Source organism: Pantoea sp. C8B4 (assembly GCF_051336905.1).
In the GTDB taxonomy this organism is placed as follows: domain Bacteria; phylum Pseudomonadota; class Gammaproteobacteria; order Enterobacterales; family Enterobacteriaceae; genus Pantoea; species Pantoea rwandensis_B.
On the sequence record NZ_JBGMNK010000006.1, the window covers coordinates 68,367 to 95,008 of the forward strand.

17 protein-coding genes are annotated in these 26,642 nt (G+C 56.2%); 8 read left to right on the forward strand and 9 right to left on the reverse strand.

Annotated features, from left to right (window positions below; genetic code table 11):
• Positions 1-87: 87 nt before the first annotated feature.
• The gene (gene rep, locus ACCW76_RS09660; protein WP_045815001.1) at positions 88-2,109 is read right to left on the reverse strand and encodes a DNA helicase Rep; all 2,022 of its coding nucleotides are present in this window, start codon (positions 2,107-2,109) and stop codon (positions 88-90) included.
• Between the two features lie 196 nt (positions 2,110-2,305).
• On the opposite strand from rep, the gene ppiC reads away from it, so the two are divergent.
• Positions 2,306-2,587 carry a peptidylprolyl isomerase PpiC gene (ppiC, locus tag ACCW76_RS09665; protein ID WP_436338419.1) on the forward strand — a complete coding sequence of 94 codons (282 nt, stop codon included), beginning with the start codon at positions 2,306-2,308 and terminating at the stop codon, positions 2,585-2,587.
• Here the strand turns inward: ppiC and ACCW76_RS09670 are convergent, their stop codons facing one another.
• Positions 2,588-4,648 carry an AsmA family protein gene (locus ACCW76_RS09670; RefSeq protein WP_436338420.1) on the reverse strand — a complete coding sequence of 687 codons (2,061 nt, stop codon included), beginning with the start codon at positions 4,646-4,648 and terminating at the stop codon, positions 2,588-2,590.
• Between the two features lie 61 nt (positions 4,649-4,709).
• Positions 4,710-5,483, reverse strand: coding sequence for a cyclic-guanylate-specific phosphodiesterase (gene pdeH / locus ACCW76_RS09675; RefSeq protein WP_038643818.1), 774 nt, complete (start codon positions 5,481-5,483; stop codon positions 4,710-4,712).
• A gap of 284 nt (positions 5,484-5,767) precedes the next feature.
• Between pdeH and ACCW76_RS09680 the strand changes: the two genes are divergently transcribed.
• Complete coding sequence (locus ACCW76_RS09680; protein ID WP_436338421.1) at positions 5,768-6,700, forward strand: sugar kinase; 933 nt, start codon at positions 5,768-5,770, stop codon at positions 6,698-6,700.
• Positions 6,701-7,122: 422 nt separating this feature from the next.
• Positions 7,123-7,995, forward strand: a complete 873-nt coding sequence (locus tag ACCW76_RS09685; protein ID WP_200539212.1) for an alpha/beta hydrolase — start codon at positions 7,123-7,125, stop codon at positions 7,993-7,995.
• A gap of 280 nt (positions 7,996-8,275) precedes the next feature.
• On the opposite strand, the gene ACCW76_RS09690 is transcribed toward ACCW76_RS09685, so the two are convergent.
• The 6 genes from ACCW76_RS09690 to bcsE form a co-directional block, all read right to left on the reverse strand.
• On the reverse strand, positions 8,276-9,790 hold the full coding sequence (locus tag ACCW76_RS09690) for a M16 family metallopeptidase (RefSeq protein ID WP_038643821.1): 1,515 nt from the start codon (positions 9,788-9,790) through the stop codon (positions 8,276-8,278).
• A 245-nt stretch (positions 9,791-10,035) separates the two neighbouring features.
• Entirely contained in the window at positions 10,036-11,316 is a 1,281-nt protein-coding gene (locus ACCW76_RS09695) for a dicarboxylate/amino acid:cation symporter (RefSeq protein ID WP_034827821.1), read from the reverse strand.
• A 230-nt stretch (positions 11,317-11,546) separates the two neighbouring features.
• A complete protein-coding gene (gene hmsP, locus ACCW76_RS09700; RefSeq protein ID WP_197080216.1) occupies positions 11,547-13,559 on the reverse strand; it encodes a biofilm formation regulator HmsP in 2,013 nt (670 codons plus the stop codon).
• A 181-nt stretch (positions 13,560-13,740) separates the two neighbouring features.
• A complete protein-coding gene (gene bcsG, locus ACCW76_RS09705) occupies positions 13,741-15,381 on the reverse strand; it encodes a cellulose biosynthesis protein BcsG (RefSeq protein WP_436338422.1) in 1,641 nt (546 codons plus the stop codon).
• A complete protein-coding gene (bcsF, locus tag ACCW76_RS09710) occupies positions 15,381-15,569 on the reverse strand; it encodes a cellulose biosynthesis protein BcsF (RefSeq protein WP_436338423.1) in 189 nt (62 codons plus the stop codon). Before bcsF ends, bcsG begins: the two co-directional genes overlap by 1 nt.
• Positions 15,569-17,116 (reverse strand): cellulose biosynthesis protein BcsE, encoded by a 1,548-nt coding sequence (bcsE, locus tag ACCW76_RS09715; RefSeq protein ID WP_436338424.1) that lies wholly within the window; start codon positions 17,114-17,116, stop codon positions 15,569-15,571. The genes bcsF and bcsE overlap by 1 nt, the downstream gene beginning before the upstream one ends.
• Before the next feature lie 193 nt (positions 17,117-17,309).
• On the opposite strand from bcsE, the gene bcsR reads away from it, so the two are divergent.
• The 5 genes from bcsR to bcsC are packed head-to-tail and all read left to right on the forward strand — an operon-like array spanning position 17,310 to position 26,626.
• Positions 17,310-17,504 (forward strand): cellulose biosynthesis protein BcsR, encoded by a 195-nt coding sequence (gene bcsR, locus ACCW76_RS09720; RefSeq protein WP_034827811.1) that lies wholly within the window; start codon positions 17,310-17,312, stop codon positions 17,502-17,504.
• Complete coding sequence (gene bcsQ, locus ACCW76_RS09725; protein ID WP_436338425.1) at positions 17,504-18,235, forward strand: cellulose biosynthesis protein BcsQ; 732 nt, start codon at positions 17,504-17,506, stop codon at positions 18,233-18,235. Before bcsR ends, bcsQ begins: the two co-directional genes overlap by 1 nt.
• Positions 18,232-20,847: a UDP-forming cellulose synthase catalytic subunit gene (gene bcsA / locus ACCW76_RS09730; protein ID WP_436338426.1), complete on the forward strand. Its 2,616-nt coding sequence runs from the start codon at positions 18,232-18,234 to the stop codon at positions 20,845-20,847. The genes bcsQ and bcsA overlap by 4 nt, the downstream gene beginning before the upstream one ends.
• 9 nt (positions 20,848-20,856) lie before the next feature.
• Positions 20,857-23,160: a cellulose biosynthesis cyclic di-GMP-binding regulatory protein BcsB gene (bcsB, locus tag ACCW76_RS09735; RefSeq protein WP_436338427.1), complete on the forward strand. Its 2,304-nt coding sequence runs from the start codon at positions 20,857-20,859 to the stop codon at positions 23,158-23,160.
• Positions 23,153-26,626: a cellulose synthase complex outer membrane protein BcsC gene (gene bcsC / locus ACCW76_RS09740; RefSeq protein ID WP_436338428.1), complete on the forward strand. Its 3,474-nt coding sequence runs from the start codon at positions 23,153-23,155 to the stop codon at positions 26,624-26,626. Before bcsB ends, bcsC begins: the two co-directional genes overlap by 8 nt.
• Positions 26,627-26,642: the final 16 nt, after the last annotated feature.

Genomic DNA, 26,642 nt, shown 5'->3' on the forward strand with positions numbered 1-26,642 from the left:
CCGCTTTGCCGGGAACTTTTCGCCTTGCCTCCGCTTCGCTCGCCACGGTTCTCGCCAGAGGCCTGGCCTGAACGAACGGCGGGGGATTTACCCCTTCTTCGCATTCTCCAGCATCGCACGTAAACCCGCGACGCGCGTCTGCCCGGTTTTCACCCGCTCCTCGGCGCTGATCACTTTTTTCTCGCGCTCCCACACCACATCATCCTGAGGTAGCTCCATCAGGAAGCGGCTCGGTTCCGGGCGGACCAGTTCGCCATACTGACGACGTTCACGGCACAAGGTAAAGGTCAGCTCTTTTTGCGCGCGGGTAATGCCTACATAGGCCAGACGGCGTTCCTCTTCGATGTTGTTCTCATCAATGCTGCTCTGATGCGGTAACAACCCCTCTTCCATACCGACCAGATAAACATACGGAAACTCCAACCCTTTGGAGGCGTGCAAGGTCATCAGCTGTACCTGATCGCTCTCCTCATCGCTCTCACCGCGTTCCATCATGTCGCGCAGCGTGAAGCGCGTCACCACCTGCGCCAACGTCATCGGCTCATTCAGCTCATCGCCCTCCAGCATCTCCGTCATCCACTGGAACAGCGTGTTGACGTTTTTCATGCGCATCTCGGCGGCTTTGGGGCTTGGCGAGGTCTCAAACAACCAGCTTTCATAATCGACACCGCGAATCAGATCGCGTACCGCATTCACCGGTTCGCGTTCTGTCAGCTGAATAATCTCATTCAGCCATTGAGTAAAACGCTGCAGATGCTCCAGTCCACGTCCGCTCAGCGTCTGTTCCAGTCCCATATCGAAGCTGGCATTGAACAGACTTTTATTGCGCAGGTTGGCCCATTCACCCAGCTTCTGCAGCGTGGCGGGGCCAATCTCACGGCGCGGGGTATTGACGATACGCAGGAAGGCACTGTCGTCTTCCTGATTGGTCAGCACGCGCAGATAGGCCAGCAAATCTTTGATTTCCGGGCGCGAGAAAAACGAGGTGCCGCCAGAAATACGATAGGGGATACGGTTTTGCATCAACTGCTTTTCAAAGACGCGCGACTGGTGGTTGCCGCGATAGAGAATCGCATAATCTTTGTAGGCGGTTTTGTTGACGAAGTGGTGGGCAATTAACTCACCGGCCACCCTCTCGGCCTCATGATCTTCATTGTTGGCACTCAGCACCTTCAGCTCGCTGCCCTCGCCCAGCTCGGAGAACAGGCGCTTCTCAAACACATGCGGATTATTGGCAATCAGGATGTTAGCTGACTTCAAAATGCGCTGGGTTGAGCGATAGTTCTGCTCCAGTTTCACCACTTCCAGCGCCGGAAAGTCCTCTTTCAGCAACACCAGGTTTTGCGGCCGCGCGCCACGCCAGGAGTAAATTGACTGGTCATCGTCGCCTACCACGGTGAAACGCGCCCGCGCGCCCACCAGCAGTTTCACCAGCTCATACTGGCTGGTGTTGGTATCCTGATACTCATCCACCAATAAATAGCGAATACGCTGCTGCCAACGCTCGCGCACTTCCTGATTGCGTTGCAGCAACAGCGTCGGCAGCGCAATCAAATCGTCGAAGTCCAGTACGTTGCAGGATTTCAGATGCTGGTCATACAGCTGATAGCAGTGGGCAAAAATCTGGTCGCGCTGGGATTTGGCCAGGCCAGCCGCACCCTGCGGATCGACCAGATCATTCTTCCAGTTGGAAATGGTGGAAATCAGCTGCTGCAACAGCGTCTTGTCTTCCTCCAGCCACTGTTTCGTGAGGTCTTTCAACAGCGCCAGCTGATCCTGATCGTCGAACAATGAGAAGCTCGCTTTCATCCCTAACGCTTTGTATTCACGTTTAATGATCTCCAGTCCCAATGTGTGGAAGGTGGAGATCATCAGGCCTCGCGCCTCTTTGCGTCCGAGCGTTTGCGCGACACGCTCTTTCATCTCGCGCGAGGCTTTATTGGTGAAGGTGACTGCAGCGATATGGCGCGCCTGATAGCCACACTCGCGGATCAGGTGGGCGATTTTATTGGTGATGACGCGGGTCTTACCCGAGCCTGCACCGGCCAGCACCAGGCAGGGACCGGTGACAAATTCGACAGCACGTTGTTGGCCGGGGTTTAAACGCATAACGGAATATCACTCAACTAATGAAAAGGAGATCCCCTGACGATTTCGCATGGCAGGAATATGGACAGGTGAGCGACTCCCGGAAACTGACTCAATCAGTCACCGTATCAAGCATACGCAGCCAACGCACCTGCAATTTGAAGTAGGACGGGGATATAATGCGCCGAACATTATACATACATACAGAGACACCAACATGGCGAAAACCGCGGCAGCTTTGCACATCCTCGTCAAGGATGAAACGCAGGCCAAATCCCTGCTGGCCCAGCTGGAAAAGGGCGCAAACTTCCAGCAGCTGGCAAAAAAGCACTCCACCTGCCCATCAGGGCGTAACGGTGGCGATCTGGGCGAATTCCGCAAAGGCCAGATGGTGCCCGCCTTTGATAAGGCGGTGTTCTCCTGCCCGCTGCTGCAGCCTTACGGGCCGGTGAAAACCGCCTTTGGGTATCACATCATCAAAGTGCTGTGGCGTAACTGATCACTTTTTACTTTTCATCTGCTGCAGCACATTACTGCACTGATTGGCATCAGTATCACTGGGTGAAATCAGTGCCAGCAGTGCTGCGGCCGGTGCCACCACCGCGCCCAGCGCTACTGCGGCGGCGCCACGTGCGATCAGCGGCCCGGCTTTCACTCCGGCATCCGGATTTTTGAATGTGCCACGCACATACAGCGGCGAACGCAAGGTGATGATACGAATGCCTTTGCTCTCTGGATTAATAGATAAATCCAGCCCTTCATTGGCAAAGTTAACGTTGCCGGTGACATTAATCACCGCATTCTCCGTATCCAGCACAAACACTTTCGGCGTGGCGAGACCCTGACGGATATTGAGGTCGGTGGCGGCACAGTTGATGCGCACCTCATCATCACCAAACAGTTTGCCGACCACATAGTTACCGACATTCAGGCCGGCAATTTCCATCAGACTACGGCTGATCAATCCATCATTCATCAGCAGTTTCAGTTCACCGTTGCTGGTCCCCAGAATATCCGCTACCGAGTTGCCGGTACCGCTCAGGCTGGCATCGCCGTTTAACTGACCCAGGCTGCGCTGCATCGCCGTGACATTCGGGAACAGTTGACGCAGTTGCAGCTTACGCGCATGCAAATCCGCGCGACCGCGCATCGGGCTTTTATCCCCTTCCAGATGAATGGTGGAGTTGATACTGCCGCCCGCCATGCCGAAGCGCAGCGGATCGAGCAGCAAGTCACCGTTTTTCAACTGCAGATGGGTATAAAGGTCGCTAAGCGGCAGCTTGCTGCTGTGTTCGATGCGTTTTCCGCTGAATTTCACATCCGCATCCATCACGTCCCAGCTTTTGGTATCAAACTTGTCATGGGGCAGCACGCGATCGGCCGGTTGAGTCGAAGCGTCACCACGCTGGGCTTTAGCCTGCTGGGTTTTCTCACTGCCCTTGCCTGAATTCACACCAATCAACGGGCCTAAATCCGCCATGCGCAACTGGTTCGAGGTTAATTCTCCGGTCAACGTTGGGCGCGGTTTCACCTGGTGATAAGCCAGCGAACCATGAATATCGCTATCGCCAATATGACCATTGAAGTTTTCGTAGCGGAACAGCGGCCCTTTCTCTTCATTGAAGCGCGCGATCAAATGGCCGTCAGTTTCGTACGGCGGCGTATCAGGCAGCAGCACGCCAGTTAAACCGTACAGATTCGCCAGCGTATCGCCAGCAAAGCGCAGACGCACATCCAGCCCGCCGAGATTTAAAGGATCCTGCAACGTCCCGTCAACGCGCACGCGCGTGGTGCCGTTGCGCACATCCACCTGCAGTGGGAACGGTGTGGTTTTGCTGCGCAACGAGAGCATGCCGCCGATCTTACCGTCGCCAGTCAGTTTCTGATTGTTGTAGGTTCCATCCGCCTGCCAGCCAAAGACAAAATCGCCTGCGCCTTTCTGCTGGTCATTACCGCCCGCTACCTGCGCGTAAGGCACCGGTTTGCCCAGTGGATTAATGGTGACGGTCACATCGGCTTTATTGATGGCATCGCGATAACGAATCTGGCCTTTATCGAACAGGATATTATCGAGGCGGAAAGACCAGGCAGAAGGCGGCGCATTGGCATCGCTGTTCTCGCTGCTGGCTAAGTTGAAGGTCCAGTTATTCTTTTTATCCGCCGTCTGCACCAGCCGCGCATCGGGCAGCTGCATTTTAATCCATGGCAGATAAACCTGTTTATGCAGGAGCGCCAGCGGCGCAAGCGTGGCTTCAACGCGCTGCAAATGCACCATGGTGACATCGGGAATATTCGGCGGATTGCCCAGCATAATGTCGTCGGCATGCACCTGCGGCCAGGGCACCCAACTGCGCCAACCGGGTTCTTCTCGATTGCGCACCCAGGCAACACCCAGATCGCCACGAATGGCGAAAGGCCGGTTTAACTCAGTGGAGACTTTTTGGTTGATGGTTGGCTTCAGGCGGTTCCAGTCAAACGTGGCGATAATCACCACCACCACCACAACCAACAACAATAAAATCCCGAACACCCAACTCAGGACTTTTCCCGTACGTGACATTCTGCTTCCTCCTTGCCCTCAACGTCTCACATAACTGTAGTCGAGACGTTGCGGATCGGGATCAGGGAAGCTCGAGCGCCAGGGATTCCAGCGTGCTGAAAGGAACAGGGCGCGAGAAGAAATAGCCTTGTGCCGCCATCGCAGGCGAATTACGCACCTGCTGCCACTCCTCTTCGGTCTCCACGCCTTCAACAATAACGCCGTTGCAATAGCGATTGATCAACGCCAGCAGCATGGAGAACAGAGAGCGACCTTCATCGGTAGAGCGCAGCAGCATGAACAGTTCGCGCGACAGTTTAATGTAGTCATAGCGCAGCTCAGTCAGCGCAGAGAAGTTTGCCATGCCTGATCCAAAGTCATCGAGCCACAGCGGCCCCAGCTCAGGCATCTTCGCCACCATCTCTTCCTGCGGCAATGCATGGTGCTCCGTGAGTTCAAAACGCACCCAAGGGAGCTGCGTAATCAACTGGCGGATATCGTCATGCTGCTCAATGGCTAATAGCGTCGGACCATCAATATTCACCGAGGCCACCAGCTGACGCTGGCTGAAAAAGTGTGACCACTGTAATAACAGCTCAAGCTGTTCCTCGACGACATCAAGGCGCTGCGCGATAGTCAGCGCATCAAAATAGGTTTCGGGCGACAACCTTTTCTCTGGTGCGGAGGGGTGTGTCACCGCAGTCAGTAATTCAATAGCCAGTAAACGGCCGGAGACCTGGTAAATCGGCTGGAAAGTATAGAATCGTTGGCACTGCTGCCAGAAGAAACGCGTTTCCTGTTGTTGCTCCAGTTCAATTGAAATAGGCAGCCGATGACTTAAATTGTTCATCACCATGGTTTTTTCCTGGTAGGTGGTGGGTGCCTGCAAATTGCTTCTCAGCGGCAAGTATCGGCGAGTAACACGATAACTTTATTGGTCTCAGCCACCTCACGAGCAGTTGAGTGTATCAGCGCGTTTCAGGCTTAATCGGCAAAACAAGCGGCGCTTTGTCCGTTAAATCGCCGTGGAGAGAGGGTTCAGGCACCTTAAGTTAAATTAAAACATCGTTTTAAAAACCATTGACAGCTGCCATACCAGACGCGAGACTCGAGGGCAGAATTCACTACAGGCCGAAGACCATGACGCAGAAGAACATTGCCATCATTGGCGAATGCATGATTGAGCTATCCGAAAAAGGTGAGAACATTAAACGTGGCTTTGGCGGTGACACGCTAAACACAGCGGTTTATCTGGCACGCCAGTCAGATAGCCAGCAGCTGCGGGTGGACTATGTCACCGCGCTGGGCACCGACAATTTCAGTGACCAGATGATCGCTGCCTGGCAGCAGGAGCAGGTTCACACCCAGCTCATTCAGCGCCTCGACAATAAAATGCCGGGCCTCTACTTCATTGAAACCGACGAACACGGCGAGCGCACCTTCTGGTATTGGCGCAATGATGCCGCGGCACGCTTCTGGCTGGATGGCCCAGAGTCTGACGCGATTTGCGCCCAGCTGGCCCACTACGATTACCTCTATCTCAGCGGTATAAGCCTGGCGATTCTGCCAGCTGCCAGCCGAGAGAAGCTGATGGCACTGCTCAGCACCTGTCGCCAGAACGGTGGCAAGGTCATTTTCGATAACAATTACCGTCCACGTCTGTGGGCAGACAAATCTAGCGCGCAACAGGCTTATGCCGAGATGCTGCATCATACCGATATCGCCTTCCTGACGCTGGATGATGAGCACCTGCTGTGGGGTGAGCAGCCGCTGGATGCAGTGATTGCACGCACGCGCGAAGCCGGTGTGCAGGAGATTGCCATCAAACGCGGTGCCGATTCCTGTTTAGTGGCGATAGGCGATGAGCCGCTGCGTGAAGTGCCCGCCATCAAGCTGGCTAAAGAGAAGGTGATCGACACCACGGCCGCAGGCGACTCTTTCAGCGCCGGTTATCTGGCCTTGCGTTTAGCCGGAGGGAGTGCAGAAGATGCGGCCGCGCGCGGTCATCTCACCGCCAGCACGGTGATCCAACATCGTGGAGCCATTATCCCTTTAAGCGCTATGCCGCAGTAACCCTCCTGTCAGCATTTTCCTGCGGCGCTATTTCAGGCACGACGCCTGGCGCCGCTGGATATCTGTTGGCGCCAGGCGTTCACTTTGCCGCTGTTGATTTGATAATCACGACTTACACAAAGCACAGGATAATTTGCCTTAAACCCCGACATTACACTGCGAATTTTAACTAACCTCGCCAGCGATCCATCTTTGGCTCATATCCGCCCACGCCAGTTTAGCAACCCTTACCATATCAATTTAAATTCAATAGATTACGGACAGAAATCGGGCCGCCAGGCATAGTCCGAAACTGCAGAAATGGTGGGTTTTCGGCTGGACGCCAGCGCGAAAACAGACCATGTTTTAATCAATAACAGCAGGACGCTGTTAATCCGGCCGCGAACAAAATAATGACAACACGACTCGCTCAGGACTGATTTATGCACACAGAAATCATTAATATCTGGCCACACGGTGATGCGCCAGGCGCGAGTGATTCGCGCGCTCAGCCGCAAATCGTCGATCTCGCCAAAGAGTACGAACCCTATGACCGCGCCGCGACCGGCGTGCGTTGCCCTGAAATGGCGATCTGGCACCCGGAAACCTCCAACGGCATTACGCTGCTGGTCGCGCCCGGCGGCGGCTATCAGCGAGTGCTGATTGACCGTGAAGGCAGTGCCCTCGCCACGTTCTTCACATCGATGGGTTATACGCTGGCAGTGATGACTTACCGCCTGCCCTACGATGGCCATCACGAAGGTCCCGATGCCCCGCTGGCCGATGCACAACGTGCGGTGCGCGTGTTGCGCGATCGTGCGCAGCGCGGCATGAACGGTAAATATATTGTGATGATGGGCTTCTCAGCGGGTGGGCATGTGGCTGCCAGCCTGGGGACGCGCTTTGGTGAGAAAATTTATCCGGTGCAAGATCAGGCCGACAGCTTCTCGCCGCGCCCGGATGCCATGGTGCTACTCTACCCGGTGATCAGCATGCGCGAGGGTTTGGCACACGAAAGTTCGCGCACTCGCCTGCTCGGCGCATGGCCGGACCAGAGGTTGATTGATGCGTATTCAATGGAAACGCGCGTACATGCGCAGACACCGCCAACGCTGCTGATTCACGCTACCGATGATGAAGCGGTCTCGGTGAACAACAGCATGGTGTTTTTCAGCGCCCTGCGTGAACACAAGGTGCCGGTGGAAATTCACTTTTATCAGAAAGGCGGCCATGGATTTGGCATTCGTGGCGTCGCCGATCTGCCCCTCGCCAGTTGGCCGATGCTGGTCACCGAATGGCTACGCGCTAAGACCTAATCCACTTCATACTTTGCACTGCAGCGGCGTTGGCTGCACGCGTTCACCCCAGTCACTGGCTTAAGTCAGCGCCTGGGGATGAACACACTTGCCGCCCTGCTGCAGCTCAAATTATTTCGGGGATATTTCACGCCCTGAACCGCAGCGGCGTTAGCTGCATGGATGCGCCGTTCAAAAGCGCCCCAGGACGCTTTTGTGCTGCTACTCAAATTATTTTGGCGATCTCATGTGCCATGAATCATAAGACTCGATAACTCGGCCATGAATGATAAAACCTGTGTCATGACGATGGTTGCGCCGGGTCGGTCGCGCTCGCGCTGCCGTTACTTTCCGGTTTAGCTTCATCAGAAGCCGCCGGTGCTGCAGGAGCATCCGGTACCTTCATCACTTTATCCCAGCCGTCCTGCAGCATCTTCACGTTGGTCTCAGCTTCACCTTGTGGTTGAATCAGCACCATCGTCAGTTCCTGCGTCAGCTGCTGGCGCAATTCCTGATTCAGCTGGTCACGTGTCAACCCACTGAGAAACGCCTGACGCAGCTTTTGATACTGCTCCGGCGCGATATCCACCACCGCGTTCTGCTGCGAGCGCAGACGCTGCCCCATCAAGATATCGGTATCCGTGCGCGCATAGGTGGCGAACAGCTTATTCAGTTCCAGCAGCTTCTGCGCCATCAGCGCATCGAACTCATCCTGCGGTAAGCCTTTATCTCGCACTGCCGCCAGTTCTTTCGCCACCTGGTTCATGTTCTGCGCCAGCGATGCGTTCGGGCTGTCCATGTTGATGGAACACTGCGCACGCTGGTAAAGCACGCGGCAATCAAAGCCCACCTGCACGCTCTGTGCTTTGCTGTCCGCCAGTGCGCGTTGCACATGCCAGAACAGCGCTTCACGCGCCAAATCACTCTGCCAATAGTGCTGTAAGTTTTGCGAGTCACGAATCGGTTGCCACGGCGTATCCCACACCAGCGACAGGCGATCCTGACTCATCCCGCCATTGACCAGGTTGACGGGCTGATGTGGCAAAGGAGACAGCGTAGGCAGCGCTGCGGGCGCCACCCGTTTCCCCTTCAGCACGGAGAAGGTTTTGTTGATTTGTTCTGCCATGCTGCGACTGTCAACGTTGCCCACCACATACAGGGTCATGCCATCCGGCGTGTACCACTGCTGATAGAAGCTATTGAGCTGTGCAATATCGACTGGCGCGCGCGGCTGTTCGCCCGGATCGTGTGCCAGCATCGCGGAACCCTTGAGACGGTAACGCCACCAGACATCCTGGGTATTTGGCGGCCAGGTGGCGATAGGATCGGTCGCGGTCAGCGCGGTTGATACCACCTGCTCATTGATGGTCATTTTCCCTGCGGTTGCCGCCAGCCAGTTCAGCGCTTCTTTCAGCAGCTCCGGGCGGTTGTTGGGCAAGCTCAGGTTGTATTGGGTGTAATCGTACGACGAGATCGCTGGCGGCAACGGGCGTTGCGGATCCATGGCTTGCTGCCACAGTGCACGCTGCTGATTGGTATCCAGCGCGGTGTTGTGCACCATTGCCAGACGCGGTATCAGATGGCTGAAACCGGTTTGCTGAGCGCTCTCCACCAGTGAACCGGTGTTAACAATCAGACGTAATTCAATACGATCGCTTGGACGTTGTGGCGTGGTGAGTAACTGCCAGCTAAAACCATTGTCCAGTTTGCCTTCCTGCCACGCGGGATCGGGCTGGAGTGTCTCGGCGTGCGCGCCAAAGCCGGATGCCGCAAGGATTAATCCGCCAACCAAAAGTCGAATTCTGGTGCCCTGCATGTGAACCCCTACATAAACAGATCAACGCTCGTTATCGCGACATGTGCGGTCACATCTTTGGTGACCGGCGCGGCCATTAGCCGCCACGTTTAATGAAGAACAGACTCTTTGACCACAGGAAGGTCAGGATGTCGCGCAACGAGGTAAAAAATCGGGAAAAAAATCAATGGGGTTTATTATGCAAATGCCCGCTGTCAGGGCAAGCGACAGCGGGCATTTCTCGGGAAATTAACGCAAATAGGCGATCAGACGCTGGTTTGTGAGGCGTTATTGACCTTTTTCGCTGAAGAAAGCGTCGCTTTCATCTGCTTCTCATCCAGCTGACCGACCCACTTCGCCACGACAACCGTCGCCACACCGTTACCCACCAGGTTGGTCAATGCACGCGCTTCAGACATAAAGCGGTCGATACCCAGAATCAGCGCCAGACCTGCTACCGGCAAATGTCCGACTGCAGACAAGGTGGCCGCCAGCACGATAAAGCCACTGCCGGTCACGCCCGCTGCACCTTTTGAGGAGAGCAGCAGCACCACTAACAACGTGATCTGGTGGAAGATATCCATGTGCGCATTGGTGGCCTGGGCAATAAATACCGCCGCCATGGTCAGGTAAATCGAGGTGCCATCAAGGTTAAATGAATATCCCGTTGGTATAACGAGACCCACCACCGACTTCTTACAACCCAGCTTCTCCATCTTGTCGAGCATACGCGGCAGCGCAGATTCAGATGAAGAGGTACCCAGCACGATCAGCAGCTCTTCTTTGATGTAGGCAACAAATTTGAAGATGTTGAAGCCGGCCCAGCGTGCAATCAAACCTAACACCACCACCACAAACAGCACGCAGGTGATGTAGAAGCAGATGATCAGCTGACCGAGCTGCACCAGTGAGCCCACGCCGTATTTACCGATGGTAAACGCCATGGCACCGAAAGCACCGATGGGCGCAAGGCGCATAATCATATTGATAACGCCGAAGATCACTTTCGAGAAGCTCTCAATGACGTTGAACATCACGGTACCGGCGTTACCCAAGCGATGCAGAGCAAAACCAAACAGAATCGCGAACAGCAGCACTTGCAGGATATTGCCGCTGGCAAAGGCGCCAATCACGCTACCCGGGATAATATCAAGCAGGAAGGCAACAACACCCTGTTCTTGCGCCTGTTGGGCGTAAACCGCCACGGCTTTGGCATCCAACGTCGCGGGATCAACGTTCATCCCCGCGCCCGGCTGCACCACATTAACCACGACCAGGCCAATAATCAGCGCGATGGTGCTGACAATTTCAAAGTAGAGCAGCGCGACTGCGCCAGTCCGTCCAACTGCTTTCATGCTCTCCATGCCGGCAATACCGGTCACCACCGTACAGAAAATCACGGGGGCGATGATCATCTTGATCAGCTTAACGAAACCATCGCCAAGCGGCTTCATTTGCGCGCCTAACTCAGGATAGTAATGGCCCAACAGAACGCCGATGCCGATGGCAACCAGCACCTGAAAGTAGAGGCTTTTGAACAGTTTCATAACAGGTGTCCAGGTATAGACGGAATTCACCGCCGTTATTATGGAGAACGCATGCGGCAAGCCGCCTGGAAGCGAAAAACCTTACCGATTGCGGGAAAATAACACTCCATTAACAGGATTAATATACCCTTACATTCCTTACAAAAGTTACAAAACTCTAACTATGAACTGAAACGCTTCAGCAAACCGCTTCATTGCAATTTCGTGAGTAAAATCAATAAACAATGTGATTATTCAGGATGTGACGAGCTGTCAAGCCAGCGTTGGTTGAAGACGTTGAGAGGGAGCGCTTCAGCGTATAAGTAGCCTTGCCCTATCGTAATTCCGCGTGCCAGCAGCCAGTCTCGCTGCTCATCGGTTTCCACGCCTTCAGCAATAACATCAAGATGAATGATGTCCGCAATCGCCGCGACAATACGCACCATGGTGTCATCATCCGGTAGCGCCGCAACAAAACTGCGGTCCATCTTCAGCTTGTTCACCGGCAGCGCTTTAAACTGATGCAGGTAATTGAGATTGGAGTAACCCATGCCAAAATCATCCAGCGCCACGGCCACGCCGGTTTGCTGCAGTGAACGCAGCAGCGAAATCGCTTGCTCGGCATCGCCAATCTGCGCGGTTTCGGTAATTTCCAGCACGAAATTGCCGGGTGCAATACGATGGCGCTCCAGCAAGCCCTGCAAATGGCTCACCATGCTGGGGTCACGCAACTGCACTGCCGATATATTGACGCTCAGCGGAATATTGATACCCAGCTTCTGCCACGCGGCAAGGATGCGGCAGGCTTCTTCAAACACCCAGCGCCCAATCGCGGAAATCACCCCAATCTCTTCCGCGCTGGCGATAAACTCTTCTGACAAACCATAGCTGCCATCCGGCATACGCATACGCAATAGCGCTTCCGCACCCGCCAGCTCACCGGTTTGCATATTGATTTGCGGTTGCAGGTAAAGTGCAAATTGACCATCCTGCAACCCCTGCAGGATATCGTGCTCCTGCGTCAGGCGTTTTTGCGCCCGCTCAGTCAGCGCCGGATCAAAGAACAGAATCTGGTTTTTGCCCTGATGACGCGCCGACATCATTGCCGAGGTCGCGCGGTCGAGTTGCTCGCTGGCGCTGACAACACTGTCATCATGCAGCGCCAGACCAATACTGGCGTTTGGGCGCAGTTGTAACTGATGTAAATTCACCGGCTGGTTGATTCGAATCATCAGGTTACGCGCCAGGCGCATGGCGCGGAACGGGTTGTGCGCACGCTTCATCAGCAGCGCGAAATCACTGGGTCCGGTTTGCGCCAGCAGAGTGTGATCGTCAACGGTGCTGCGAATCTTCTCCACCAGCGTCAGCATCAGGGTATCGCGCTGTTCATCACTCAGTACACCGTTGGCTTCCTGCAGCGTTTCGATACGAATCACCATCAATCCCCACGGCTGACGACTATGGCGATGGCTGGCGTGCTGATCCAGTAACGCCAGGAACAGGGCACGGTTGGGCAGGTCGGTCACAGCAAAATGGGTGGTCATGCGACTCATTTCATCATGAATCGACTCCAGCACCTGCTGATTGCGATTGTAACTGCGAATCAGCATACCGATTTCATCGTCGCGATGATTATTCGGCAAATCGAGCTTGTGCGTGAGGATGGCCTGCGGCGGCAACTCCTGCAAATCACGCGACAGATTACGTAACGGATGAACAATCAAGCGATTGATACACCAGCTAATCGACACCGAGAGGATCAGCGCCAGCAGCAAATAGGTGGTGATCATCGTCGATAACGTGCTCAGCAGAAACTGATAAACGCGCGACGAGTCAGCCTGCAGCACCAGATAGGCAATCGGTTTGGGCAGCCCGGTGCGTTCAACTGAATAGAGCGGTAGGGTAATTTGCACCGGCAGCTCAAACAGACGCGCCACAAAACGCGGCACCGGTTTTTCCGGCACAAAATCGGCGTGCAGCGCCTGAAACGCATTCGGCAATACCACATCGGCACGAGACAGAATGCCCGCCGGTTTCAGGGTATTAAGGATACGTTCGGCTTGCGGAATATCGCCTTTCAGAACGGCTTCTGACAGCGGTTGGCGCACCGTGTGCGCGATATTTTCCATCTGCTGGGCGTAGTCAATCCTGCGCTGCTGCACAAAGTGGAATAACTGGATGACGATAAAAATGCTGATGGTCACCATTGCCACGGCGGACACCGTTGCCATCTGTTTTATCGTTAACGAGCGACTAACGCGCAACAAAACCCTCTCCCGGCGGCTAAAGCCGTGTATTTAGATGAAATGCGCAGCGAGTATATCGCAGGTGAGCATTTTTATGCGCCGGGATAAAGTCGAAAAAAGGCAGTAAGGGCGAGATAAAGTGGTGATTAGGAATTGTGCACGTTAAAGTCGCGGCGCAAAGTTTGCGCCGCGACCCCAGCTATTGCGGATAAGGCACCCAATCGCCGCCGTTCAGACGAATCCAGGGTCTACCCTGATACATCATCACCACCGCATTATCATTCTCGGACACCACCGGTGATTGCGGCAAATTATCCGCTAACACCGACATATTGACGTTCGGGGCGTTAAACACCTGACCATCCACCACACGGGAAATGATTTCGGAAATCGCCAGCAGGCTGGTTGGCGTATCAATGCTCAACGGCTGCCCCTGATGCGGCGCTTTCATCCCGACAAATTTAATGCCCACCGGTACATGCGTAATACTTGGGCTGGGAATATCACGCAGACCGGACATCTGCATTTTATCGCCCTGCAGTGCAGCACCGTGTTCCGGTACCACCAACACCATCACGCGGCGACCCGATTTCTCCAGATTGGTCAGGAACGTATCCAGCTGATCAAACAGTACTTTAGCGCGCGGCTGCCAGTCAGCGGTACGCGTGCTGCCGAGCTCGCGCGTGCCGTCATGCAACGGAATCAGGTTGTAGAAGGTGGCACTGCGCGCATCGCTGCTTTTGGTGCGATCGTCGAGCCAGCGCTGCATCAATTGACCGTCATTAAACACCGGCGAACCATCAAACGAAGTCAATTCTGGTGCTATTCCCGCTTGTGACATCAGCGGTGCCTGCAAATTGCCCTCTTCACGTAACTCTTTGAGATAGTTACCAAACACGCCGGTATGATCCATCATCAGTTCCTGCTTAAAGCCCAGCTTCGCCAGATTATCAAACAGATAGCAGCGCTGGTCGGTGGCCTTATACAGATTGGAGTGTGAAGTCTGGCCACAGCTGGCACGCAATAAACGGATCCCCGCCGGACCGCTGTAGCCGGTGGCAGAGTTGTAGTTGTTCAGCAGAATATCGAAGTGTTTCCACAAGGGATGATCACGCAGCTGGGCCACATCCATATCCGACCAGGACAGCGAACAGATGTTGATCACTAAAATATCAAACGGCTGAGAGTCCGCGGGCAGCGCATCCGGGAAATGGGTCGCGCGCTGGCGCTCACTGTCGTAGAAGCGATTGAGCCAGGACGTCAGATTGGCGCTGGTCGGCGGTGCTGACTGGTCCAGGCCATCCGGTGCTTTGGTTGCCGCAGGTGGGTTGCTCAGTGCCACTTCCGGTGTCGCCGCTTTGGTTGGCAGCAGATTCATCGCCGGTCCGGCAATGGTCAGCACGTTAAGCCAGATCAACATCAGTGACACCAGCACTGTGATGCGAATCCACTGGGCGACAAACAGGTACAGCACCAGCAAGACAAAGCCTGCACCGATCATCTGCCAGTTGATAAAGCGCTCCAGTAGATCGAGCAGATAAGCAGAGGAGAAGCCCGCAACCTGGCTGCCCTGGCTCATGATCGATTCCAGCCCCGGCAGCCAGGTGTCATGCCAGAACAGCGCGAAGCCAATCGGCAGCGAAATCCAATGGCGCACACGGTGCAAACGACGTGACGGCAGCGGGAACAGCAGCCAGGCCAGGAACACCAGATTGCTCAGCGCATGAAAATTCAGGTAGCCGTACCACAACAGACCAAATTTGATCAGGAAGTAGAAATTCCAGCCGCCGAGACCGCGCCACCACGAAGCGTGCAGCGTCGAAGGTTTGTTATCACTCATTACGGTTTGATATCCGTTTTCGCAGATTTGCGTTGCCACTGCCCTTCCGACTTCAGCGCACGCGGTGGCAGCAGACGCATCAGCAGGCTGGTGCTACTGCGCGGTAACCAGCGCACGAACAACGATTTCAGGAACAGTAAAATTAATAACAGCAGGATCGCCACCTGCACCCAATCCATCAGTGTCATTAGCGGCGATCTCCATCGAGGTTGAGAATAATGGGCTGCGGGGTTTGCGCCCCACGCAGGTCAGCAGCGGACACCTTATTCGCCTGAGGGGTTTCAATGGGCGCCATCGGCACTTCACGCTGCGCCACGGGCGTCAGCTGACGAATCTTGTGCACTTCCGACAAAATCTGGTTGTCCTCAAACCACACCACGCGATTACTGAACAGCTCATCGTGCGGCAGCGAGAAAATCGATTTCAGCGCAATATCCAAATCGTTGAAGCGACAAGATGACAGGAACAGATAGATGCGATCGTTAATCAGCGTCACCAAATCACCGAAACGACGCGGTTTGCACAGCGTCAAAATTTGCTCGGGTTTCAGCTGTGGCACCGGACGCAATGCCACCATCAGCCCTTTGTCGTTTTCCGGCAACAGCGTATTGCTCATCAGCTGCTGCACCGCCGCGCAGAAAGACTCCAACTGCAGATACCCTTTTTGCTGCAGCGGCTGGAGTGCCTGCATCAGCGCGGGCAAGTTGGCCGGAACATGACGCGTAAACTGCTGGCCCTGAATCCCTTCCAGCGTGGTGAGAAAGCGTGACAGCGTTTGAGCGCCGGGCACGATGGCATTCACGCCACACGCCAGCAACAATCGCTCATCGCTATACCTAAGACTGGTACTGATTTCGCGCACCACGATCTTTAATGCGTTGCCGCGCGAACGGCGCAAACTGTGGACCATTTTTGCCAGGGCATTAATGTCCTGGTTATGGGCCAGACTAAAAATGACCGTGGCGGCGTTGGCCTGTTGTGCACGCGAGAATACGCTTTCATTATCGCTAAACAGTTGCCACTGGCTGGAGAGCGGCGGTGCGCCTTCCAGCACCCCTTCTTGTGCCAGAAACTGATTTTCATCATTAAGGCTAAGCGGAGTGGTTTGTTCAACGTCATTAATGGCAATGAATTGATTCTCATTACAACTCAAGCGAATCGCACGGTCAGCCAGTAATTTGTCTGCGGAGTACCACCAGTTAATTCGATATTGCCAACTATCCTGTTGAAATTCTAAATGTGCGACACCATCAAGTTGGCGAAAATAACGCTGTAGATGGTTACGCAGATGAATAATTGACGCCCCCGAGGTGATCAGTAACAGCGTGATTTGTTTTTTGATCAACAACCGCCGCATGCGTTTCACCCAGAGCGTCAGCTCATCCTCGGATAATTTACTCCACTGCGCAGCGTTGCTGTAAAACAGCACTAAACCACTGCGGCCATTCAGTACACGCGCGAAATCATTCTCCAGATGCTGCAAGCTGGCTTTATTGGCCGGCAGCGAAAATAAGGGAATGCGCGCCGGGCCTGTCAGTGGGTCCGGCGTAAGTAGTGACTGAGGCTTCTCATCTGAACTGACCAGGGTTGCCGCCTGTTGATGGCTCACCACCTGACGCAGCAGTACCCGCGCGTCTTCCTGACGCTGACTGGTAATCCAATAAAACCCCGGATTTTGCAGGGTAACTAATTCCTGCTGAACCTGTTGTAGGCCAAGCGCATAGCGATTTTTCATATTTGTTTCGCGATCAGAACAATCCAGGCTAGTTTAATATAGACGGCAACGATTGGAACTGCTGAAATAATTAAAACCTGCGCTATCTCAAATGATATCGATTTTTGCATAGTCTGCGCATTTTTCCGGGTTTAAACTTTACAAAAAATAGAACCACAATTCATCCATTGCTGTTTTTTGGTGGCAAAAAGTAATGAAAACAGAGAATGCCTTTTCGCTGATCGCGTCAACTACTGAAGATCAGGATGACATTAATACCCTGAGCGAAGCCTTTTCCCTTAAGGCATTTCGTTACATTGATATTGCCCGCGAAGAGCGACTGAATAGTCTGCTGACACGCTGGCCGCTGCTGCGTGAATTATCTGCCGATCAGGAGCCGGAACGCTAATGCCGGTTATTGCCTTACAAGGTTTGCGCGGCGGTTGCGGCGCAACATCACTCAGTGCGGCGCTTGGCTGGGCGCTCAATGCCTTACAGGAGTCGGTGCTGGTCATTGATTTTTCCGCCTCGAATCAACTGGCCGCCCATTTTAATCTAGCGCTCAATCACACCCAGGGCTGGGTTCCCGCACTGCTGGAACAGCAGCCGTGGCAGCAGTGCGCGCAGCGCTATCAAACCGGTCTCGATTTCCTGCCGTTCGGCGCGCTAACCCCTCAGCAGTACTTAAATCTGCAAAACGCCGACGAACAGCTTGCTGCGCCGTTGCTGAAGGCACTGCCGGCCCTGAAATCACACTATCGCTGGGTGATCTTCGACCTTCCAGCGGATCTGCTGCCGTGGCAACGATCCTTCGCCATTCACGCCGATCGTCTGTTGCAAGTACTATCGCTGGATGCCAACTGCCAGTTGCGATTGCACCATCCGCGTTTTTTGCCGCATACGCTGTTTTTGATTAATCAATTCAACGCCAACAGTCAGCTGCAACAGGATCTGCATCAACTGTGGCTGCGCACGCTGAAGAATCTGATTCCGCAGGTGATTCACCGCGATGAAGCACTGGCAGAAGCCCTGATGATGAAACAACCGGTGGGCGAATATCGTCCTCATGCGCTGGCGAGCGAAGAAATCAATACGCTGGCGAACTGGCTAATACTGAACGTTGCGGGCGGTGCGGCGTGAATCCGTTGCGCTGGCTGCTGGTTCCTCAGGCCTGGCAGGCGCTGCAAAGCCGTGCCCGCGTGGCTCGCCAGCACGGCGCGGGCCGCTTAACCGTGATGTTGCATCTGCTCTGGTGCGTGCTCGCCTGGTCGCTGCTGAGGCTGGAAACGCCCGGCTGGCAGCGCTTGCTGCAACAGCGTCAGCGATACTATCCACAAATCTCACCGCTGCGTCCTCGCCCGTTAGACGTTCTGCGTTACGCCATGCAGAGCCTGTGGCTGATGCTGGTGTTACCGCTCGACAATAGCGCACGCAGCGAGCGCAAACGGTTTAACGCGTTTGGCCCACTGTTCCGCTGGCGTCAGCAGTGTTATCAATGGCTGGGAGCGCTTCCCGCGCGCATGGCGAAAACGGGCATTCATCTGCGAACCGAACAGCAGTTGCAGAAACTGCCACCGCGTGTACGCCAGCTGCTGTTTATTGTCGCGGCGATTGTCGCCAGCCTGCTGGCGCTGTTGTGTATTTCACAGCCGTTTGGCATCACCACGCAATTTGTCTTCGTGCTGCTGCTGTGGGGCCTGGCGATGATGGTGCGCCGCGTGCCGGGCCGCCTCTCCACCATCATGCTGATTGTGCTGTCACTCACCATATCCTGCCGCTATTTGTGGTGGCGCTACACTGAGACCCTGAACTGGGACGATCCGCTGAGTCTGACATTCGGTCTGCTGCTGATTGGCGCTGAAACCTATTCGTGGACGGTGCTGGTGCTGGGCTATTTCCAGACGCTGTGGCCACTCAATCGCCAGCCAGTCTCCATGCCACCCGAGATCACTTCCTGGCCCAGCGTCGATATCCTGGTGCCCACCTACAACGAACCGCTGAGCGTGGTGAAACCGACCATTTATGCCGCGATGGGCATCGACTGGCCGCAGGACAAGCTCAACATCTACCTTCTGGATGACGGCAGCCGCGAGGAGTTTCGCGAATTTGCCGCCAGCGTGGGCATCAATTATGTGGTGCGCCCTACCCATGAGCATGCCAAAGCGGGCAACATCAATCACGCATTGAAAGTGGCCTGCCGCAGCGATTACGTGGCGATTTTTGACTGTGACCACGTACCGACACGCTCATTCCTGCAGATGACCATGGGCTGGTTCCTGAAAGACCACCGCCTGGCGATGCTGCAAACGCCGCACCACTTCTTCTCGCCCGATCCGTTTGAGCGTAACCTCGGTCGCTTCCGCCAGACGCCGAATGAAGGCTCGCTGTTCTACGGCCTGGTGCAGGACGGTAATGACACCTGGGATGCGGCGTTCTTCTGTGGTTCCTGTGCCGTATTGCGCCGCACCGCGCTGGATGAGATTGGCGGCATTGCGGTTGAAACCGTGACCGAAGATGCGCACACCTCGCTGCGTCTGCATCGTCAGGGTTACACCTCCGCCTATATCCGTATTCCACAGGCGGCGGGCCTTGCCACCGAGAGTTTGTCCGCGCACATCGGCCAGCGTATTCGCTGGGCACGCGGCATGGTGCAGATTTTCCGCCTCGATAACCCGTTGATGGGCAAAGGCTTAAAGCTGGTGCAGCGCCTGTGCTACGCCAACGCCATGCTGCACTTCCTTGCCGGGATTCCGCGCCTGATCTTTCTGCTGGCGCCGCTGGCGTTTCTGCTGTGCCACGCCTACATCATCTACGCGCCCGCGCTGGCGATTGCGATCTATGTGCTGCCGCACATGGTGCACACCAGCCTGACTAACTCACGCATTCAGGGACGCTGGCGTCACTCATTCTGGAGTGAAGTGTATGAAACGGTGCTGGCGTGGTATATCGCGCGTCCCACCACCGTCGCGCTGTTTAACCCGCACAAAGGCAAGTTCAACGTCACGGCGAAAGGCGGCCTGGTCGAAGAGCGTCATCTCGATTGGGTGATCACCAAGCCTTACATGATGCTGGTGCTGTTGAATATTGCGGGTATCGGCATGGCGTTCTGGCGCATGGCGTATGGCCCGGCCAACGAGATGCTCACCATCTGGGTGAGCCTGGTGTGGGTGGTGTACAACATGATTATTCTCGGCGGCGCCGTGGCGGTTTCAGTGGAAGCGCGCCAGATTCGCGAAGCCCATCGCGTCGAGATCGCCATGCCCGCCGCCATTGCACGTGAAGATGGCCACATGGTGCCGTGCACCCTGCGCGACTATTCAGATGGCGGTGTGGGTGTCGAACTGCGTGAAGCGGATGCGCTGAAAGAGGATGAGCCCGTGTGGCTGCTGCTGCGCCGTGGCCAGCAGGAATTCAGCTTCCCGTGCCAGGTACAGCGTGTATTTGGCCGTCGCGCCGGTATTCGCCTGCATCAGCTCTCCACTCGCCAGCATATTGAATTTATCCAGTGTACCTTCGCCCGCGCCGATACCTGGGCGCTGTGGCAGGACGGCTTCCCGGAAGATAAACCGGTGCAAAGCCTGGCCGATATTATGGTGCTGGGTTTCAAAGGTTACCTGCGTCTGGCGGAGTATGGCCCTGTTCCATTGCGCCGTCTTTTCCGGGCACTGACTTCCCTGGTGAGCTGGCTGGCGACACTGCTGCCACAGGGCATTAGCCGCGCACCTGCGGCAATCAAAACCGATTTTTCATAAGTTGATGATATGACCATGACGAGAAAACTGAGCTGGTTTACTGCCCTGCTGCTGGGCACCGCAACGCTGGCGCAGGCCGCGCTGCAGCCTTCCGCTCCTGAAGCGCCGCGCACCAGTGCACAGATACCGCTGCCAAAAGTCAGCCAGCCGCTGGATGCCAACGCCCCGCTGCGCGACAGCCAACTGCTGTTTAATCAGGTCGCGCCTCCGCCAGGCAGCATGACACTGCGCGGCACGGAGCCCACCAGCCAGATTGAGTTCGGCGTGCGCAGTGATGAAGTGGTGACTCGCGCCTTGCTGACGCTCAGCTATCGCCCTTCACCCGCGCTGATCCCGATGCTGTCGCAGCTCAAGGTCTATCTCAACGATGAACTGGTGGGACTGGTCACCGTCACCGCCGATCAGCTGGGCAAAGAGAATCAAACCCAGTTGCCGATCGATCCGCGTTTTATTGGCGATTTTAACCGCGTGCGCCTCGAACTGGTGGGCCACTACGCCAACGTGTGTGAGAACCCGGCCAACAGCACCATCTGGATGGATATCGGTAAAGAGAGCAAGCTCGATCTGACGCTGCAAAAACTGCCGCTGAAGAACGACCTGTCGCACTTCCCGGAACCGTTCTTTGATGCGCGTGACAGCCGCCCGTTGCAGTTACCGATGGTGTTCAGCAATCAGCCTGACCTGGTGCAGCAGCGTGCCGCAGGGATTTTGGCTTCGTGGTTCGGCAGCAAAGCGCAGTGGCGTGGTCAATCCTTCCCGGTACTGTATAACCAGCTGCCGAAAGAGCAACATGCGGTGGTGTTTGCCACCAACGATCATCGCCCTGACTTCCTGAAAGATCTGCCACCGGTGGAGAAACCCACGGTGGAAATGGTGAGCCAGCCGGACAATCCCTACGAAAAAATGCTGCTGATCCTCGGCCGGGATGACAACGATCTGCTGACCGCCGTCGAAGGCATTGCCCAGGGCGAACTGCTGCTGCGTGGTGATACCTCGACCATCGACAGCGTGAAAATGCTGGCACCGCGTCAGGCCTATGATGCGCCTAACTGGGTGCGCACCGATCGCCGCACCACATTTGCCGAGCTGACGCAGTATCAGAACCAGCTGCAGGCCGATGGTTTACAACCGAATCCCATCAGCCTGACGCTGAACCTGCCGCCCGACCTGTTCCTGGTGCGCGCGCGCGGCATCGACATGGATCTGATTTACCGCTACACCTCACCGATCCAGCAAGATGGATCGCGCCTGGCGGTGCATCTGAACAATCAGTTCATGCAGGATTACCCGCTGACGCCGAAAGACACGGCAGGTCAGCAGATCATGCGCATTCCCCTGATGCAAGGTCTGCAGGACAGCAACCGCCAGCTGACCATCCCGGCGCTGCGTCTCGGCGTGGTCAACCAACTGCGCTTCAGCTTTGATTACGCTAACACCTTTATCGGTGGCACCTCCGACGGCCGCTGCGAAACCGTCACCGCCGTAGGCCATCATGTGGTGATCGATGACCACTCCAGCATCGACTTCTCCGGCTATCGCCACTACATCGAAATGCCTTCGCTGGGTGCTTACGCCAACGCCGGTTTCCCTTACAGCCGCTACGCCGATCTGGCGCAGACGCTGGTGTTAGTGCAGCCGAAACCTGCGAACGGTGAAGTCAGCACCATGCTGAATGCGCTGGGCGCCATCGGTGCCCAGACCGGCTATCCGGCGCTGCGCGTGCAGATGAGCGATGACTGGAAACAGGCAAAAGACAAAGACGCTGACCTGCTGATGATCGGCAGCATTCCGCAGGATCTGCAGGACGATAAGAAGATCAATCTGCTGGTGAATGCGGCGCGCAGTTGGATCAACATGCCATCGCGCCCGATTACCGCGCAGAACGTGCCGGTGTCCGCCAGCGATCGCGCAGTTGAAAGCCAGACCGGCATCAGCTCACGCGGGCCGATGGGGGCGATAGTTGGCTTCCAGTCGCCGTTTAACGATCAGCGCAGCGTGGTCGCACTGTTAGCCGACAGCCCGCGCGGCTGGGATTTGCTGAACAATGCCCTGCTCGACAGTGGCAAGCGCGCCGCTGTGTTCGGGTCTGCCACCATCGTGCGTGAATCGGGCGTCACCAGCGTGCGCGTCGGCGATACCTACTTCGTCGGCCATCTGCCATGGTGGGAACGTTTGTGGAACCTGCTGGCGACCCACCCGGTATGGCTGGCGATTTGTGCCGTCGTGGTGGTGATTCTGTTTGCTCTGATGGCATGGCGCCTGATGCGCATGGTGAGCCGTCGCCGCCTGGCCGAGCTGGAAGACGATGAATAAACTGCCACTCGGGCTGCTGATTGCCAGTATCCTGGCGGGCTCCGGCATGGCTGCCGAGGGTCCGCAGGTGTCACCGGTGGCATGGCTGCTGATGCAGATTCGCACCGGTGAATCCACCAACAAGTATGATTTGGTGCAGCAGTCGCTTTATCGTCTGGAAAAAATCGACCCTGATAACCCGCAGGTGCTGGCCGCGCAAATCCGCATGGCGCTGCGTCAGGGCGATCAGGCTAAAGCGCAGACGCTGCTCGATGAACTGAAGAAAGTGGCGCCCAATGACGTGGCGACGCGTGAATCGGAAACCGGCCTGCGGCTGATGAGCGCTGAAGGGCGCCAGCAGCTGCAGCAGGCGCGTTTACTGGCCACGGCAGGCCGCGTAGAAGAAGCCAAAACGGCCTGGGATGACCTCTTCCACGGCGTGTTCCCGGACGTGAATACCGAACTGGAATACTGGCGGCTGGTGGCGCGTTTACCCGGTCAGCAGCCCACCGCTTATCGCCAGCTGCAGGCGCTGGAAGCACGTTATCCCGGCAACATCGGTGTAGAACTGCAGCTGGCGCGCATGGCGTTTGATAACAATCAGCCCGGCGAGGCGCTGGTGCAGCTGCGCCGTCTGGCCAATCGTGACGGCGGACGTGATGCCGCCTCCGAACTCTGGCTGCAGCAGATTCAAAATCAGCCGGTGTCAGAGGGCACGGTGGCCAGTCTGAAGCAGTATTTGCAGGTGTTTACTTCCGGTGATGCGCAACAGCGCGGCGAGGAAGAGCTGGCAAGACAGCAGAAGCTGCTGGCCGATCCCGCCTATCGTCAGCGCATGCGCGGGCTAGCGCTGGTGGATGCCGGCGGTGGCGCGGGTGCCATTGCGTCACTCAACGCCGCGCTAAAAGCCAACCCGAATGATGCCGAGCTGATGGGCGCGATGGGTCAGGCGCAGGCGCGAGCGAATAACCGCGCAGCGGCGATCAGCTGGCTGCAGAAAGCGATTCAGGCCGGGCAGGCCAGTACACAAGTGGGTAAATGGCAGTCGCTGTTGCAAACCAATCGTTACTGGCTGGCGATCAATAACGGCGACGATGCGCTGAAAAAGGGCGATTTGGCGAGCGCGGAACGCCAGTATCGTAGCGCGCAGGCCATTGATAATCGGGACAGTTGGGCGTTGATTGGCCTCGGTGACGTCGCTCAGGCGCGAAAAAATGATGCGCAGGCAGAACAGTACTGGCAACAGGCACTGCGCCTTGATCGCAGCAATACCACCGCCGTGCGCCGACTGGCTGCGCTGTATCAGCAGCAGTCCCCTGCCCGCGCCATGGCGTTTATCAATGCCCTGCCCGCCGCGCAACAGCGGTCACTGGCCGAGACGTTGCGATCGCTGCGCAGCGACAGCCTGCGTGCTGAAGCAGATGCGCTGGCGCAGCAAGGTCAATGGCATCAGGCGGTGGTGAAATACCGCCAGGCCACTCAGGACAACCCCAACGATATCTGGCTCTCTTACCGTTTAGCCGGCGCGCTACGCAGCAGCGGCGAAGAAGCACAAGGCGCTCAGGTGATGGATGCTATGGTGCGTCAGCACGCGCAGGAACCCGCCGCGCTCTATGCCTGGGCGCTGTGGCTCTCGTCCGGCGATCAGGATGATGCTGCGCTGGCGGCACTGCATCGCCTGCCGGAAACGCGTTGGGACAGCAATATGCATGAGCTGGCGGACCGCTTAACGCAGGACAAAGTGTACGCCCGTGCCAGCGAGCTGCGCGCCAACGGCAATGAATCTGCCGCGCTGGTACTGTTGCAACAGCAACCGGCCTCGACGCGACGTGATATCACCCTGGCGGATTGGGCACTGGAACGCGGCGACGCGAAAGCGGCGCTGGCGAGTTACCAACGTGTACTGCAGCAGGATGCGACCAACAATGATGCAGCACTGGGCCGTATCGAAGCACTGATCGCCCTGAAACGCCCAGACGAAGCTCGTCAGGCGCTGCAGGCTTTACCCTCCAGTGTGGCGCAGCAAAATATCAACAGCGGACGCCGCGTGGCGCTGGCATGGCAAAACAGCGGCGACACGGCGCATGCGCAGCAGCTTTTCAATGATTTAAAAACGCGCGCCGCCAAAGAAGCCCCCTCGCAAAGCAAAGCGTTGGTCTATCGCGATGCGGCACGTCTGGAAACTCAGCAGCAACAGCCTGATGCGGCGCAGCAGGACTATCGTCTGGCAATGACGGCCAGCGGTATCAGCGCCGACGCGCCGCAGGATAATGACAGCTACACCCGTTTGACGCGTAACGACGCCAGCGATGACTGGCTGAAGCGCGGTATTCGCAGCGATGCCGCCGATCTCTATCGCCAGCAGGACACCACCTTCACGCTCGAACAGGATTATTCGCGCGATAAAGGCACCGGAGGTATCTCCGATTTCACCGCGCATACCACCATGATGCAGGCGGAGACACCGCTGGCCGACGGGCGCAGCTTTGTGCGCGTCGATCATGTGCTGGTATCAGCGGGCACCTTCTCCACCAGTAATAACGTTCATAAAGAATTATTTGGTAGCTGTGCTGATAACCTCACCAATGGCTGTAGCCAGGATCTTAAACAACGAGACGAAGGCACTGCCATTGGGGTGGGCTGGCACAATGAACGTTGGTCAGGTGATATTGGCACCACACCACTGGGCTTTGAAGTCACCAACTGGGTGGGAGGCATTAGCTGGAATACCGATGTCAAAGATCTTGGCGTAACATTTACCGCTTCCCGCCGACCAATTTCCAGTTCGTTACTGGCCTACGCTGGCGCTCGCGACCCTTCTGCAGGAGGCGGCAAAACCTGGGGCGGCGTAGTGGCAACCGGTGGTTCGGTGGGGCTGAGTTACGATCAGGGCGGCGCGAATGGCGTATGGGCCGATATCAGCGCCCACCAAATTACCGGGGAAAATGTCGCAGACAACAGCCGTGAACGCCTGATGGCCGGCTATTACTACAAACTGATCAACGAAGATAATCGCCGCGCTACCGTCGGCCTGAACAGCATGCTGTGGCATTACCAAAAAGATCTTAGCGACTACACCTTCGGCCAGGGTGGCTATTACAGTCCGCAGCAGTATTTCTCGCTGGCGGTGCCGGTCACTTATCGCCAGCGCACCGAGAACTGGTCGTTTGATCTGGGCGGCTCGGTCTCCTGGTCACAATCGCAAACCGACGGGCAACAGCGTTATCCGGCCAATCCTGGCTTTACGCCGGCTTCCAACCCGACCTCCGACAGCAGCTCCGGCAACGGTTTCGGTTACACCCTGCAAGCCGTGGTAGAACGCCGCATCACGCCGCACTGGTCAGTCGGTCTCGCCATGGATATTCAGCAAGCCAAGGATTACACCCCAAGCCACGGCTTGATCTATATGCGTTATTCAATGGGAGGCTGGAATGGCGATATGGATATGCCACCACAACCGCTTGAGCCGTATGCGGATTTTAAATAGTTGACCCGACTCAATG

What these genes read in the sequence shown, in the direction of transcription:
- rep (WP_045815001.1), bottom strand. Translation starts at nt 2,109, where the DNA reads ATGCGTTTAAACCCCGGCCAACAACGTGCTGTCGAATTTGTCACCGGT.
- ppiC (WP_436338419.1), top strand. Translation starts at nt 2,306, where the DNA reads ATGGCGAAAACCGCGGCAGCTTTGCACATCCTCGTCAAGGATGAAACG.
- ACCW76_RS09670 (WP_436338420.1), bottom strand. Translation starts at nt 4,648, where the DNA reads ATGTCACGTACGGGAAAAGTCCTGAGTTGGGTGTTCGGGATTTTATTG.
- pdeH (WP_038643818.1), bottom strand. Translation starts at nt 5,483, where the DNA reads ATGGTGATGAACAATTTAAGTCATCGGCTGCCTATTTCAATTGAACTG.
- ACCW76_RS09680 (WP_436338421.1), top strand. Translation starts at nt 5,768, where the DNA reads ATGACGCAGAAGAACATTGCCATCATTGGCGAATGCATGATTGAGCTA.
- ACCW76_RS09685 (WP_200539212.1), top strand. Translation starts at nt 7,123, where the DNA reads ATGCACACAGAAATCATTAATATCTGGCCACACGGTGATGCGCCAGGC.
- ACCW76_RS09690 (WP_038643821.1), bottom strand. Translation starts at nt 9,790, where the DNA reads ATGCAGGGCACCAGAATTCGACTTTTGGTTGGCGGATTAATCCTTGCG.
- ACCW76_RS09695 (WP_034827821.1), bottom strand. Translation starts at nt 11,316, where the DNA reads ATGAAACTGTTCAAAAGCCTCTACTTTCAGGTGCTGGTTGCCATCGGC.
- bcsG (WP_436338422.1), bottom strand. Translation starts at nt 15,381, where the DNA reads ATGAGTGATAACAAACCTTCGACGCTGCACGCTTCGTGGTGGCGCGGT.
- bcsF (WP_436338423.1), bottom strand. Translation starts at nt 15,569, where the DNA reads ATGACACTGATGGATTGGGTGCAGGTGGCGATCCTGCTGTTATTAATT.
- bcsE (WP_436338424.1), bottom strand. Translation starts at nt 17,116, where the DNA reads ATGAAAAATCGCTATGCGCTTGGCCTACAACAGGTTCAGCAGGAATTA.
- bcsR (WP_034827811.1), top strand. Translation starts at nt 17,310, where the DNA reads ATGAAAACAGAGAATGCCTTTTCGCTGATCGCGTCAACTACTGAAGAT.
- bcsQ (WP_436338425.1), top strand. Translation starts at nt 17,504, where the DNA reads ATGCCGGTTATTGCCTTACAAGGTTTGCGCGGCGGTTGCGGCGCAACA.
- bcsB (WP_436338427.1), top strand. Translation starts at nt 20,857, where the DNA reads ATGACCATGACGAGAAAACTGAGCTGGTTTACTGCCCTGCTGCTGGGC.
- bcsC (WP_436338428.1), top strand. Translation starts at nt 23,153, where the DNA reads ATGAATAAACTGCCACTCGGGCTGCTGATTGCCAGTATCCTGGCGGGC.